The sequence below is a fragment of the Streptomyces sp. NPDC047079 genome (assembly GCF_040643755.1).
Classification (GTDB): Bacteria; Actinomycetota; Actinomycetes; order Streptomycetales; family Streptomycetaceae; genus Streptomyces.
Window position 1 is genome coordinate 401,361 of the sequence record NZ_JBEYUZ010000001.1, and the last position, 13,271, is coordinate 414,631.

The following is a 13,271-nucleotide window of genomic DNA, read 5'->3' on the forward strand; positions in this document are numbered from 1 at the left end:
ACGCTCACACGGCGGTCAGGCACCGACCTCCGCCCGCGCCTGCTCCGCGTCGGCGACCGGCTCCGCGGTCCGGCCGCCGCCCAGCTTCTCCTTCACCACGGCGATCACGAGCACGATCGCCGCCACGAGCAGCGACAGCAGCACCGTCTCCCGTCCGTCGTGCTCCGTGTCCGTCAGCATGTAGCCGAGGACGAAGACGATCAGTGCGGCAGCGGCCCAGGTCAGGTACGGGTACAGCCACATCTTCACGATCAGCTTCTCGGGCGCCTCACGCTGGATGATCTTCCGCATCCGCAGCTGCGAGAAGCAGATCACCAGCCAGACGAACAGGGCGACCGCACCGCTGGAGTTGACCAGGAAGAGGAAGACCGAGTCCGGGAACTTGTAGTTGAAGAACACCGCCACGAAGCCGAAGAGGACGGAGGAGATGATCGCCGCCATCGGCACGCCACGGCTGGTGGTCCGGGCGAAGGCCTTCGGCGCGTCGCCGCGCCGGCCGAGCGAGAAGGCCATGCGGGAGGCCGTGTAGAGGCCGGAGTTCAGACAGGACAGCACCGACGTCAGCACGATGAAGTTCATGATCTGCCCGGCGTGCGCGATGCCGAGGGAGTCCAGGGCGGCGACGTACGAGCCCTGGTCCTTGATCGCCGGGTCGTTCCACGGCAGCAGGGAGACGACCACGAGGATCGAGCCCAGGTAGAAGACGCCGATGCGCCAGATGATGCTGTTGGTGGATTTGGTCACCGCACGCTGCGGGTCCTCGGACTCACCGGCCGCCAGCGTGGCGATCTCGCTGCCCATGAAGGAGAAGACGACGAGCAGCACACCGGTGAGGATCGCCCCGGGCCCGTGCGGGAGGAAGCCGCCGTGGGAGGTCAGGTTGTCCAGCCCCGCCTTGTCGCTGTGCACACCGGGCAGCACACCGAAGACGGCGAGGGCGCCGACGACGATGAAGGCGCCGATCGCCACGACCTTGATCCCGGCGAACCAGAACTCGAACTCACCGTAGGAGCCGACGGAGACCAGGTTGGTCGCGGTCAGCACGACCATGACGATGAGGGCCCAGCCCCACTGGGGCACGGCCGGGATCCAGCCCTCGAGGATCTTGGCGCCCGCGGTCGCCTCCACGGCGAGCACGACCACCCAGAAGAACCAGTACAGCCAGCCGATCGAGAAGCCGGCCCAGCGGCCGAGCGCGCGGTCCGCGTGCGCGGAGAAGGAGCCGGAGGTGGGGTTCGCGGCGGACATCTCGCCCAGCATGCGCATCACCAGCACCACGAGCGTGCCGACGAGGGCGTACGAGAGCAGGATGCCGGGGCCTGCGGTGGCGATTCCGCTGCTGGATCCGACGAACAGGCCGGCGCCGATGACACCGCCGATAGCGATCATCGACAGATGACGGTTCTTGAGTCCGGCCTGGAGGCCGCCGTCGGGTTCTCCGGCGCGGTCGGGGGCTTGTCCGGCCTTGGTGGGGGTCGGCTGCGAGGTCATGAAGGGTATTTCCTTTGAGCCGGGTGTACGGGGGGTGTGGGGGACACACGCCCGTACGCACACGGGCCCCGTACGGGCGGAGCACGCGGGAGTACGGGGGCTCATACGAGCGGTGTACGAGCCGGTCCAGTGAATCCGAGGCGAAGGAATTCGGAAACCTTTGAATCCGGATTGTTACTTGAGGTTTTCTTGAGCTTCAATGGTGTAGCTCACACCTTTTCCGGGCGGAACCCCCGCGAAGCCGATCGATGGGGGGCGTGACACACTCGGATCATGCGCGTGTATCTCGGCTCCGACCATGCCGGTTTCGAACTGAAGAACCACCTCGTCGAGTGGCTCAAGTCCGCCGGCCATGAGCCCGTCGACTGCGGGCCCCACATCTACGACGCCCAGGACGACTACCCGCCGTTCTGCCTCCGTGCGGCGGAGCGCACCGCCGCGGACCCCGACTCCCTGGGCATCGTGATCGGCGGCTCGGGCAACGGCGAGCAGATCGCCGCGAACAAGGTGAAGGGCGTACGGGCGGCCCTCGCCTGGAGCGAGGAGACGGCGTCGCTCGGCCGGCAGCACAACAACGCGAACGTCGTCGCGGTGGGTGCGCGGATGCACACGCAGGATGAGGCGACGAGGTTCGTCGAGACGTTCCTGAACACGCCGTTCTCGGGCGACGAGCGGCATGTGCGGCGCATCGACATGCTCTCGGCCTACGAGACCACGGGCGACCTGCCGCCGATCCCGGCCCACCACCCGCAGGACTGATCGGGCGCCCGCCGGGCGTCGAGGGACGGGAACCGGGGGCCGTGGCGCCCCAGGTGTGCCGGTGTGCCGGCGCGGCGGTGGACGGATGATCTGAGAGGTGGGGGCAGGGGTGCCGGAGGGGCACACGATTCACCGGCTGGCCGAGGACTACGCCGCACTGTTCACCGGCGGCCCCGTGACCGTCTCCAGCCCCCAGGGCAAGTTCACCGACGCCGCCGCCCTCCTGGACGGCGCCGAGCTGCACACCGCCGACGCTCACGGCAAGCACCTCTTCCTGGGCTTCCGCGGCGGCGACTGGGTGCACATCCACCTCGGCCTGTTCGGCAAGGTCACCTTCGGTGAGGCGCCCGCGCCTCCGGCCACCGACACCGTCCGCCTGCGCCTGGCGAACCCCGCCGCGTACGTCGACCTGCGCGGCCCCACCACCTGCGCGCTGATCACGGACGAGGAGAAGGACGCGCTGCACGCCCGCCTCGGCCCCGACCCGCTCCGCGACGACGCCGACCCCGCGGTCGCCTACGGCCGCGTCTCCCGCAGTCGTACGACCATCGCCGCCCTGCTCATGGACCAGAAGGTCATCGCCGGTGTGGGCAACGTCTACCGCGCCGAGGTCCTCTTCCGGCACGGTGTCGACCCGTATCGCCTTGGCAAGGACATCTCCCCGGCCGAGTGGGACGCGATCTGGGCCGACCTCGTCGGTCTGATGCGCGAGGGCGTCCGCACCAACCGCATCGACACCGTCCGCCCGGAACACACCCCCGAGGCCATGGGCCGCCCGCCGCGCGTGGACGACCACGGCGGCGAGGTGTACGTGTACCGCAGGGCGAACCTGCCCTGCCACGTCTGTGGCGGCGAGATCCGCACCGCCGACCTCGCCGCCCGCAATCTCTTCTGGTGTCCGGGCTGCCAGAAGCGGTAGCCGTCGCCGAGCGGTCAGAACCCGTGCGGCAGCCAGGGCGCCACCGCCGAGCCGAACGCGAGCGACGCCTCCGCCAGCGCCCCCTGCCGCAGCTCCCGTACCCGTCCGGCCGCCGCCAGCGCCGTCAGGGAGACCCCGCCCAGGTACGCCGACCCCAACTCCCGCACCGACAGCGCGAGATCGGCGGCGTCCGTCGTACGCGCGCAGGACGCGCCCTTCGCGTCCCCGACGAGCCGCCAACGCCCCTCGTTCCACGGGCAGAAGGCGTCCTCCACCTCGACCACCACATCGACCGGCGCCTGGTACGTCCGCGCCTGGAGTGCCTCTTCGACGTCGACGAGACGCACATGGAGCGCGTCCCGCAGCCGCGGCCGGCAGCGCCGTATGTCGGACACCATATGCTGCCAGCCCTCGTCCAGCGGCCGCCCGTGCACGGCCAGCGTCGTCGTCAGGTCGATACCGAACAGGAAGCGCCACAGCGCCGCGTCCGTCGCCGGGTCCAGCGCGGCCAGGTCCGTCAGGGTCACCGTGCCGTTGTGCCCGGAGGCCCCCCAGCAGAGTTTGGTACGGAAGCGCGCGAACCCCGTGATCTCCCCGTCCCGCTCGGCGACCACACACTGAAGCGACGACGCTCCGTCCCGCTCGCCCGGCGGGTCGAGCAGGGCCACCCGCTCCCAGCCGGGCTGGCGTGCCAGCATGCCGGGACGGCCGGGCACCAGCCGGGCGTACACCGCCTCGCACGCGTCGAGGACGTCGGCGGGGGCCGCGTACCGCAGCCGTACGTCATCGGTGCCGGACGGAACGGACAGCCGCACGCGGCTCGTGTCGATCTCCGCGCCGAGCTGGAAGGTGCCGACGCCGTACCCGAACCTGCCGTAGATCGCGGGCTCGGACGCGGTCAGCACCGCGAGCGGCTCGCCCCAGCCACGGATGTCGTCCAGCTGCCGGCGCATCATCGACGTCAGCACCCCGCGCCGGCGATGCGTCGCCGCGACGCTCACCATCGTGATGCCCGCCGTCGCCACCGAGGCGCCGCCGGGGACCGTCAGGCGGAAACGGAAGGCGCCCGCCGTACCCACGCACGCCCCGTCGTCCCATACGCCCAGAGAACGGTCGAACTGGGTGAGTTCCTTAGCGAGTGCCTGCTCTTCCGGTGATTCCTCCGCTCCGCCGAAGGCCCGCAGGAGGTTGCCGTACCAGTCGGCCCACTCGTCTTGCCGCAGCACCCGCACATCCGTCGTCATAGCCCATGCCTACCAGGGCAATGCGGGACGAGCGAGTGGATTTCTCCCCGGCCGCGGGCGCCCGATTCCTGTGAAGATCGGCGCTCGGAGGGGGGACAAGTGGGACCTCCGGTGCCAAGCCCCTGGTGCGATGGATAGGGTCGCGAATCAATGGCAGCAGGACGAGAGCGGCGCGCGGAAGCCGAGACGTTCACGGCCCGGTTGAGGAAGCAGTGGCACCGGGCCCGCACCGGCCTGCGCAGATCCGCCGTGGACTACTTCCGCGGGGACGGCTCGGACTGGGTGGCGCTGGTCGGCCTGCTGCTGACGGTTCCCCTGATCGCGGCCACCACCCTGGTCGATCCGGTGTGGTGCTCGCCCGCCGTCCTCGTCCTGCCGATCGTGGCCGGCGGGCTGCTGCTGCGCCCCTCCAGCCTGCTCGGCCTGTACGCAGCGGCGGCCACCGCGCTGATCGTCGAGTCGGTCGAGCTCGGCCCTTACACGGAGGGCCCGTCCCGGGTCACCCCCGGCATCGTCCTCGTGGTCGCGGCCTGCGGGTTCCTCGGACTGTTGATCGCGCAGTTCCGCAGCAGGGTCGGCGTGCCCTGGCGGCGCGGCGGGACCATGCTCTTCGACCTGCGCGAACGCATCCGGGTCCAGAGCAAGCTGCCGAAGCTGCCGCTGGGCTGGCACCGCGAGATGGCGCTCAGGCCGGCGGGCGGGCAGTCGTTCTCGGGCGACTTCGTGGTGGCCGCCCGCACCAACGGCGGCCGCACGCTGGAGGTCGTCCTGACCGATGTGTCGGGCAAGGGCATGGACGCCGGTTCGCGCGCCCTGCTGCTGTCCGGAGCGTTCGGCGGGCTGCTGGGCTCCCTCCCACCGCACGCCTTCCTCCCCGCCGCCAACGGCTATCTCCTCCGCCAGGACTGGGACGAGGGCTTCGCGACCTCCATCCATCTGGTCCTCGACCTGGAGTCGGGCGACTACGAGCTGTACTCGGCCGGCCATCCGCCGGGCCTCCAGCTCAGCGCGGGCACCGGCCGCTGGGAGGAGAAGGCGGCGGAGGGCCCGCTCCTCGGGGTGTACGACGGCGCCCAGTTCGACTCCGTCAAGGGCACGCTGCGCTCCGGCGATGTGCTGATGCTGTTCACGGACGGCCTGGTGGAGACCGCCGACCGCGACATCGTGGAGGGCATGGACCGCCTCACCGGTGAGGCCGACCGCTATGTGGCGGGCGGCTTCCGCGGCGCCGCCTGGCACCTGATCGAGGCGGTGGCGAAGGACGTCAACGACGACAGGGCGCTGCTGCTGATCTGCCGGGAGGGTCCGACGGCCCAGTCCGCGACCCGCTGAACCCTCCCCTCCAAGCGCACCGGACGACGGGGACGGGACGCTCAGGCCTTCGCCCGCCGGCGCGCCGCCGCCGTGTCCCTCTTGAACGCCCAGTCCATCTCCGGCTCCATCACGCACCGGAACGCCCGCCGCACCGGTGAGGTGCACAGCAGTGTCACCAGCGCACCCGCGAGGAGCGTCACGGACACCTCGCCCAGGGGCCGGTGCAGCCACGCCGCGTCGTACCAGCCCTGGTAGTCCGCGCCCTTCACGAAGAACCCGTGCAGCAGATAGCCGCAGAGCGTGCCCGCCCCCAGCGTCGTGAACCACGTCGTCCGGCCCGGCACCCAGGCGAAGAAGCAGACGGTGAGGAGCAGCGAGCAGCCCAGCAGCGCGAGCACCATCACCGGACCGCACCACCAGGGCGCGCCCAACTCCTGTGCGCTGTCGCGGTGGTAGAACCAGGACGGGTTCATCCGCGGCACCGCCCACCACGCCATGGCCAGCGCGCCGGCGAACACCGGCACCGACAGGATCCGCACCGCGCGGCGCCGAACCAGCCGCACGTGCTCCTGCTTCATCGACAGGCCGATGACGAAGAACGGCAGGAACTGGAGCACCCGCTGGAGGTCGAGGTCCTCGCCGATGTCGGGGGAGAGGGACGCCAGCATGGCGATCACGATCGCGAGCGGCACCGGCTGCCGGACGAGATTCCAGAGCGGGGTGGTCAGCCGCCAGATGAAGAGCGCGGCAAGGAACCAGGTCAGGTACCAGGGGTCGAGCAGGCTGATCGGCAGACTGGGGTCCCCGCCGACGGTGCGCTTGAAGAGGACGTACGCCGTTTCGAACACGACGTAGGGCAGCAGAACACCCGTCACCAGCCGCTTCAGCCGGTCAGGGCGCATGTCGAAACTGCGGGAGAAGTAGCCGGAGATGACGATGAACGTCGGCATGTGGAAGGCGTAGACGAACAGGTACGCCGCCTGTAGGACGCGGCTGTCCCCCTTCAGCGGCTCCCAGGAGTGACCGACGGCCACCAGGACGATCGCCAGGTACTTGGCATTGTCGAAGAATGCGTCACGCTGCTTGGCGGGCGGTCTCGTCGGCTCGGGGGAGCGCGGGCTCGGGACTCCGTCCACCGGTGACTGCACCGGGGGGAGCGGCGCGTGTGACGGCGGTGCCGACGATGGGCCTGTTGCTCTTGCAGAGGAAGAGGCGGCGTGAAACATCTCAGGCACCCTAGCGTTGTCCGCGGACTCTCGTAAAACCCTCGATGCGCATCCTGGTTGGCGCCCGCGCACACCCCGGATTCGAAAAAGTCTGCATGACTTCGGCGTGTTCTTGTGCACACCGATTCCCCCACCCCAGACGGGTGTTATGTCCCTGTTCACCCCGACTAAAGAGGGCATATCACCCGCAGGTGACTCTGGCGGAATGTCCGGCGATGATGGTGGTTACGGGGAGCGCGAGGGCTGTGCATGGAAGCGGTGAGGGGGAAATGAGGAAGGTATTCGAATACCCTGCGAACGCGATGCGTGGACATGGAAACGACCGGAGGTAATTCCCTTCGGGGTCTCACTCGAATTGCCGTACGGGAACCCGGAGTTGACGATCATCCCGCGGTGCGCTCGCGCGGCGCGCGCGGCAGAGGTGGCCGAGGATGCGTCACGGGCCGCATAGGGCGGGCCGGTTGGTGGCACGATGGTTCTGGCGGGGGTGTGCAGGGGTTGGCGCCCCCGGGCCGGGAGAGCGGACCGACCGAGGGTGTGATCAGTTGTGGCCATTTCACTGTCAGTGGTGCTGCTGTTGGCGATCATCCTGGTGGTGTTGATCCGAGGGGGCTCGATCAAGGCCGGCCCGGCGATCGTGGCGATCCTCTTCGGCTTCTTCCTCGCCTCGACCGGCATGGCTCCGTCCATCAACCGCTTCCTGAACTCGATAGCGGACACCATCAACTCGATCAGCTTCTGACCGGGTCGCTCCCTCTCGGGCACGTCCACCGCGACCTCAGGCCGCCGCACGCCACGGCGCAGGCGCCCTTCCCTTCACCCCGGGTGACGGCAGCGTGCGCTGCGTCGACCCGCGCACCGGCCGCAAGGACCGGGAGAAGCGGACGGCCGGCAGCACGCGAACCTGACCGACCCGGGCCCGGGAGCTGCCGGCGGCGAAGGGCACGCGGGGGGGCACGGCGGACGGGTCGCGGCCGCCGGAAACGATCAGGGCCAGGCAGAGGATCAACCCTCTGACCTGGCCCTGAGCCGTATGGAGCGGGCGACGGGAATCGAACCCGCGTAGCTAGTTTGGAAGACTAGGGCTCTACCATTGAGCTACGCCCGCAACAGGACGCGCCGCAGGTCGGTGACCGCGGCACAGGAGGCATCGTAGCGGGTCGCCCACGCCGGAGGCCAACGCGTTGGTCCGCGCACACGCCCCTCGGTAAAGCGGCCGACGTGACCTGTGCGGGCATGTACCCTACGTGTCGCACCAGACGGGGTGTGGCGCAGCTTGGTAGCGCGTCCGCTTTGGGAGCGGAAGGCCGTGGGTTCAAATCCCGCCACCCCGACCGACCGGCAGGCGTCACCCGGCGCCGCCTCGCATGATCGCCTTTTGGGGCGCCCCCTGGCTGCGGTTACTATGCAAGCTGCGCGCCCGTGTGTCTGCACTGCCACGTCTCTCAGGCAGGGGCCCGCGAATCCGCCGAAGCCCGCCCGTCGGGGCGGAGCAGCTCGGCAGAACCCCAAGAAGTCAGCCACAAGGAGACCGAACCGTGAAGAGCGCCGTGGAGACCCTGAACCCGACCCGGGTTCGGCTCACTGTTGAGGTGCCCTTCGAGGAGCTCAAGGACAGCCTCGACGCGGCGTACAAGAAGATCAACCAGCAGGTCACGGTGAAGGGCTTCCGTAAGGGCAAGATCCCGGCCCGCGTCATCGACCAGCGGTTCGGCCGCGGTGCGGTGCTGGAGGAGGCCGTCAACGACGCGCTCCCCAAGTTCTACACCGAGGCGGTCAACGAGGCCGAGCTGAACCCGCTGGGCCAGCCCGAGGTCGACATCAAGGAGCTGAAGGACAACGAGGTGCTGTCCTTCACCGCCGAGGTCGACATCCGCCCGACCATCGAGATCCCGGACTACTCCGGCATCGAGGTCGAGGTCGACGCCGTCGAGGTGACGGACGAGGATGTCGAGAAGTCGGTCGAGCAGCTGCGCGAGCGCTTCGCCTCGACCAGCCCGGTCGAGCGTGCCGCCGAGGACGGCGACGTGGTCACCATCGACCTGGAGGCCAAGGTCGAGGGCGAGATCCTCGAGGACGGCGTCGCCAGCGACGTCTCCTACACCATCGGCTCCGGTGAGCTGCTGGACGGCATCGACGACGCCGTGAAGGGCCTCGCGGCCGGCGAGGAGGGCACCTTCACCTCCGAGCTGAAGGGCGGCTCGGCGGCCGGCAAGGAGGCCGAGGTGACGGTCAAGGTCACCCAGGTCGCCTCCCGGGAACTGCCGGAGCTGGACGACGAGTTCGCGCAGCTCGCGTCCGAGTTCGACACGCTGGAGGAGCTGAAGGCGGACAGCCGCAAGCGCCTCGCGAACATGAAGCAGTACGACCAGGCCACCCAGGCCCAGGAGCGTGTCCTGGACAAGCTGCTCGAGCTGGTCGAGGTCCCGATCCCCGAGAAGCTCCTCGAGGACGAGATCAACACCCGTAAGCACAACCTCGAGCACCACCAGCTCGCCCAGATGGGTCTGACCCTCGACCGCTACCTGGAGATCCAGGGCAAGTCGGCCGAGGAGTTCGAGACCGAGACGCGCGAGGCCGCGATCAAGGGCATCAAGACGCAGTTCGTGCTCGACGAGCTGGTCAACAAGGAGAAGCTGAACGTCAACCAGGAGGAGCTGACCGAGCACCTCATGCGGCGTGCGGCCTCCTCCGGCATGGCCCCCGACCAGTTCGCCCAGGCGGTCGTCGAGGGCGGTCAGGTCCCGATGCTGGTCGGCGAGGTCGCCCGCGGCAAGGCTCTGGCGGTCGTCGTCGAGGCCGCCACGGTGAAGGACACCAACGGCGAGGTCGTCGACCTGGACGACGAGGACGAGGACGAGGCGGAGGGCTCCGCCGAGGCCACTGAGGCCCCTGAGGCCACCGAGGCCACCGAGGAGAAGCCGGAGGCGTAACCCTCCGGGACCCACCTCCGGGACCCCATCGGCCCCCGACGGGCCCCGGGACGTCACAGCGCGTCCCGGGGCCCGTCGCCGTATTCGGGCGCGGGGAGAGAGGGCGGCCGCCCTGCCCCGCACAGGGGGCGGGAAAATGCGCGAAAGCCCCCGAACGACCCCCACCGACGCGACCACCGGGCCACTCGCGGCGACAATGGGACCGGGACCCGGGCGGAGTCCGTGACGACGCCCCCGACGCCGGGTTCCGCACGGCCAAGGCCCATGCGCTGACAGCGAACACCCGCGGAAGCGGGATGGCACCCGACTGCCTGCGCGTTAGGGTCCATGAATACGAGGGCAGGGGAGTCCCCGAAGCCGCCCCGCAGGGGACGCACAGGGGTCCCACGCCCCAGCAGAACACGTGAGACGGCCCCGCGCCGTCGTAAGACGAGCAGGTGGATACGTGACGAATCTGATGCCCTCCGCCGCCGGCGAGCCTTCCATCGGTGGCGGCCTCGGTGACCAGGTCTACAGCCGGCTGCTCAACGAGCGGATCATCTTCCTCGGCCAGCCGGTCGACGACGACATCGCCAACCGGATCACCGCACAGCTGCTGCTCCTTGCCGCCGACCCGGACAAGGACATTTACCTGTACATCAACAGCCCTGGTGGTTCCATCACGGCCGGCATGGCGATCTACGACACCATGCAGTACATCAAGAACGACGTGGTGACCATCGCCATGGGCATGGCGGCCTCCATGGGCCAGTTCCTGCTCAGCGCGGGCACCCCGGGCAAGCGCTTCGCGCTGCCCAACGCCGAGATTCTGATCCACCAGCCCTCGGCCGGCCTCGCCGGCTCCGCGTCGGACATCAAGATCCACGCCGAACGGCTGCTGCACACCAAGAAGCGCATGGCCGAGCTCACCGCCTTCCACACCGGCCAGTCGGTCGAGCAGATCACCCGCGACTCGGACCGCGACCGCTGGTTCGACGCCGAGGAGGCCAAGGTGTACGGCCTGATCGACGAGGTCATCACCACCGCTGTCGGCATGCCGGGCGGCGGAGGCACCGGGGCGGGCTCGTAAGGGCTCACCGGGCCTCGTACGGCCGGTAGAGACCCTCGGGGCGCCCCGCCCGGGCCCGTGGAGGCCCGGCAGGCCGTCAGGGTCCAGCCGGGCCCCGCAACGGCCCCCAGCGCCCCCTCAGCCCCAGCCACCGCCTCAGCCCTTTTCAGGAGACATCGTGAACGACTTCCCCGGCAGCGGCCTCTACGACCGCACGAGCGCCGAGTACACCGGCCCCACGGCCGAGTCCCGTTACGTCATCCCGCGTTTCGTGGAGCGTACCTCGCAGGGCATCCGCGAGTACGACCCGTATGCGAAGCTCTTCGAGGAGCGCGTGATCTTCCTGGGCGTCCAGATCGACGACGCCTCGGCCAACGACGTCATGGCGCAGCTGCTGTGCCTTGAGTCGATGGACCCCGACCGGGACATCTCGGTCTACATCAACAGCCCCGGCGGTTCCTTCACCGCGCTCACGGCCATCTACGACACGATGCAGTTCGTGAAGCCGGACATCCAGACGGTCTGCATGGGCCAGGCGGCCTCCGCCGCCGCGGTGCTGCTGGCCGCGGGCACCCCGGGCAAGCGCATGGCGCTCCCGAACGCCCGCGTGCTGATCCACCAGCCCTACAGCGAGACGGGCCGCGGTCAGGTCTCCGACCTGGAGATCGCCGCCAACGAGATCCTCCGGATGCGTTCGCAGCTGGAGGAGATGCTGGCGAAGCACTCGAACACGCCGATCGAGAAGATCCGCGAGGACATCGAGCGCGACAAGATCCTCACGGCCGAGGACGCGCTGTCGTACGGCCTGATCGACCAGATCATCTCCACCCGGAAGATGAACAACACCGCGGTCCGCTGAGGCGGATCGTCCCCGGGCCCGTATCGTCTCCCGCCCCTTGGCACGGTTTGAAACAGTGCACGTCAAAGTGAACCGTGCCAAGGGGGGCCCGAACGGGGGGCCCGGCAAGGTACCGTCGGACATAAGGCAGCACCAGGAGCCGCTGGACGTAAGGCGTCTCCCAGGCGAAGGGGAAGCACACCGTGGCACGCATCGGTGACGGCGGCGATCTGCTCAAGTGCTCGTTCTGCGGCAAGAGCCAGAAGCAGGTCAAGAAGCTCATCGCAGGCCCCGGTGTGTACATCTGCGACGAGTGCATCGATCTCTGCAACGAGATCATCGAGGAAGAGCTCGCGGAGACGAGCGAGGTGCGCTGGGAGGAACTCCCCAAGCCCCGCGAGATCTACGAGTTCCTCGAGGGGTACGTGGTCGGCCAGGAGGCGGCCAAGAAGGCCCTGTCCGTCGCGGTGTACAACCACTACAAACGGGTCCAGGCCGGTGAGAACGGCGGTGCCCAAGGCCGCGACGACGCCATCGAGTTGGCCAAGTCGAACATCCTGCTGCTGGGTCCCACGGGCTCCGGCAAGACCCTTCTCGCCCAGACCCTGGCCCGGATGCTGAATGTGCCCTTCGCCATCGCCGACGCGACGGCGCTGACGGAGGCCGGCTATGTGGGCGAGGACGTCGAGAACATCCTCCTGAAGCTGATCCAGGCCGCCGACTACGACGTCAAGAAGGCCGAGACGGGCATCATCTACATCGACGAGATCGACAAGGTGGCCCGGAAGAGCGAGAACCCCTCGATCACACGCGACGTCTCCGGCGAGGGCGTCCAGCAGGCCCTGCTGAAGATCCTGGAGGGCACGACGGCCTCGGTGCCGCCGCAGGGTGGTCGCAAGCACCCGCACCAGGAGTTCATCCAGATCGACACGACGAACGTGCTGTTCATCGTGGGCGGCGCGTTCGCGGGCCTGGAGAAGATCATCGAGGCCCGGGCCGGCGCGAAGGGCATCGGCTTCGGCGCCACGATCCGCTCCAAGCGCGAGCTGGAGTCCAAGGACCAGTTCGAGGACGTCATGCCCGAGGACCTGGTGAAGTTCGGGATGATCCCGGAGTTCATCGGCCGTCTGCCGGTCATCACCAGCGTGCACAACCTCGACCGCAAGGCGCTCCTCCAGATCCTCGTCGAGCCGCGCAACGCCCTGGTGAAGCAGTACCAGCGGCTGTTCGAACTCGACGGTGTGGAGCTGGACTTCGAGCGCGAGGCCCTGGAGGCCATCGCGGACCAGGCCATCCTCCGCCAGACGGGCGCCCGGGGCCTGCGCGCCATCATGGAGGAGGTCCTCCAGGCGGTGATGTACGAGGTGCCGTCCCGCAAGGACGTCGCCCGCGTGGTCATCACGGCGGATGTGGTCCTGCGGAACGTGAACCCCACCCTGATCCCGAGGGACGCCCGCGGCCGGGGGCCGGGGGAGCAGAAGACGGCGTGATCACCGTCC

At 69.1% G+C, this 13,271-nt stretch carries 11 protein-coding genes and 2 tRNA genes; 9 read left to right on the forward strand and 4 right to left on the reverse strand.

The window, feature by feature from the left end:
* Positions 1–15 precede the first annotated feature (15 nt).
* Positions 16–1,491, reverse strand: coding sequence for an amino acid permease (locus ABZ823_RS01770; RefSeq protein ID WP_361652545.1), 1,476 nt, complete (start codon positions 1,489–1,491; stop codon positions 16–18).
* A 273-nt stretch (positions 1,492–1,764) separates the two neighbouring features.
* On the opposite strand from ABZ823_RS01770, the gene ABZ823_RS01775 reads away from it, so the two are divergent.
* Complete coding sequence (locus ABZ823_RS01775) at positions 1,765–2,250, forward strand: ribose-5-phosphate isomerase (protein ID WP_361652547.1); 486 nt, start codon at positions 1,765–1,767, stop codon at positions 2,248–2,250.
* Positions 2,251–2,359: 109 nt separating this feature from the next.
* Positions 2,360–3,169 (forward strand): DNA-formamidopyrimidine glycosylase family protein, encoded by an 810-nt coding sequence (locus tag ABZ823_RS01780; RefSeq protein WP_361652549.1) that lies wholly within the window; start codon positions 2,360–2,362, stop codon positions 3,167–3,169.
* A 14-nt stretch (positions 3,170–3,183) separates the two neighbouring features.
* Here ABZ823_RS01780 and ABZ823_RS01785 read toward each other — a convergent pair whose 3' ends face one another.
* Positions 3,184–4,413, reverse strand: a complete 1,230-nt coding sequence (locus ABZ823_RS01785) for a GNAT family N-acetyltransferase (RefSeq protein WP_361652551.1) — start codon at positions 4,411–4,413, stop codon at positions 3,184–3,186.
* 150 nt (positions 4,414–4,563) lie between these two features.
* On the opposite strand from ABZ823_RS01785, the gene ABZ823_RS01790 reads away from it, so the two are divergent.
* On the forward strand, positions 4,564–5,745 hold the full coding sequence (locus ABZ823_RS01790; protein WP_361652553.1) for a PP2C family protein-serine/threonine phosphatase: 1,182 nt from the start codon (positions 4,564–4,566) through the stop codon (positions 5,743–5,745).
* A 41-nt stretch (positions 5,746–5,786) separates the two neighbouring features.
* Here the strand turns inward: ABZ823_RS01790 and ABZ823_RS01795 are convergent, their stop codons facing one another.
* On the reverse strand, positions 5,787–6,863 hold the full coding sequence (locus ABZ823_RS01795; RefSeq protein WP_361652555.1) for an acyltransferase family protein: 1,077 nt from the start codon (positions 6,861–6,863) through the stop codon (positions 5,787–5,789).
* Positions 6,864–7,500: 637 nt separating this feature from the next.
* Between ABZ823_RS01795 and ABZ823_RS01800 the strand changes: the two genes are divergently transcribed.
* A complete protein-coding gene (locus ABZ823_RS01800; RefSeq protein WP_031130848.1) occupies positions 7,501–7,695 on the forward strand; it encodes a hypothetical protein in 195 nt (64 codons plus the stop codon).
* A gap of 292 nt (positions 7,696–7,987) precedes the next feature.
* On the opposite strand, the gene ABZ823_RS01805 is transcribed toward ABZ823_RS01800, so the two are convergent.
* Positions 7,988–8,061 (reverse strand) — tRNA-Gly (locus ABZ823_RS01805).
* A 152-nt stretch (positions 8,062–8,213) separates the two neighbouring features.
* Here ABZ823_RS01805 and ABZ823_RS01810 point away from each other — a divergent pair.
* The 5 genes from ABZ823_RS01810 (at position 8,214) to clpX (ending at position 13,262) form a co-directional block, all read left to right on the forward strand.
* Positions 8,214–8,287, forward strand: a tRNA-Pro gene (locus ABZ823_RS01810).
* Between the two features lie 204 nt (positions 8,288–8,491).
* Positions 8,492–9,886, forward strand: coding sequence for a trigger factor (gene tig / locus ABZ823_RS01815; protein WP_361652557.1), 1,395 nt, complete (start codon positions 8,492–8,494; stop codon positions 9,884–9,886).
* Positions 9,887–10,343: 457 nt separating this feature from the next.
* Complete coding sequence (locus tag ABZ823_RS01820; RefSeq protein ID WP_361652847.1) at positions 10,344–10,955, forward strand: ATP-dependent Clp protease proteolytic subunit; 612 nt, start codon at positions 10,344–10,346, stop codon at positions 10,953–10,955.
* 157 nt (positions 10,956–11,112) lie between these two features.
* On the forward strand, positions 11,113–11,793 hold the full coding sequence (locus ABZ823_RS01825) for an ATP-dependent Clp protease proteolytic subunit (RefSeq protein WP_361652559.1): 681 nt from the start codon (positions 11,113–11,115) through the stop codon (positions 11,791–11,793).
* Positions 11,794–11,975: 182 nt separating this feature from the next.
* Positions 11,976–13,262 (forward strand): ATP-dependent Clp protease ATP-binding subunit ClpX, encoded by a 1,287-nt coding sequence (gene clpX, locus ABZ823_RS01830; RefSeq protein WP_234515646.1) that lies wholly within the window; start codon positions 11,976–11,978, stop codon positions 13,260–13,262.
* The last annotated feature ends 9 nt before the right edge of the window (positions 13,263–13,271 follow it).

What these genes read in the sequence shown, in the direction of transcription:
- ABZ823_RS01775 (WP_361652547.1), top strand. Translation starts at nt 1,765, where the DNA reads ATGCGCGTGTATCTCGGCTCCGACCATGCCGGTTTCGAACTGAAGAAC.
- ABZ823_RS01785 (WP_361652551.1), bottom strand. Translation starts at nt 4,413, where the DNA reads ATGACGACGGATGTGCGGGTGCTGCGGCAAGACGAGTGGGCCGACTGG.
- ABZ823_RS01820 (WP_361652847.1), top strand. Translation starts at nt 10,344, where the DNA reads ATGCCCTCCGCCGCCGGCGAGCCTTCCATCGGTGGCGGCCTCGGTGAC.
- ABZ823_RS01770 (WP_361652545.1), bottom strand. Translation starts at nt 1,491, where the DNA reads ATGACCTCGCAGCCGACCCCCACCAAGGCCGGACAAGCCCCCGACCGC.
- ABZ823_RS01790 (WP_361652553.1), top strand. Translation starts at nt 4,564, where the DNA reads ATGGCAGCAGGACGAGAGCGGCGCGCGGAAGCCGAGACGTTCACGGCC.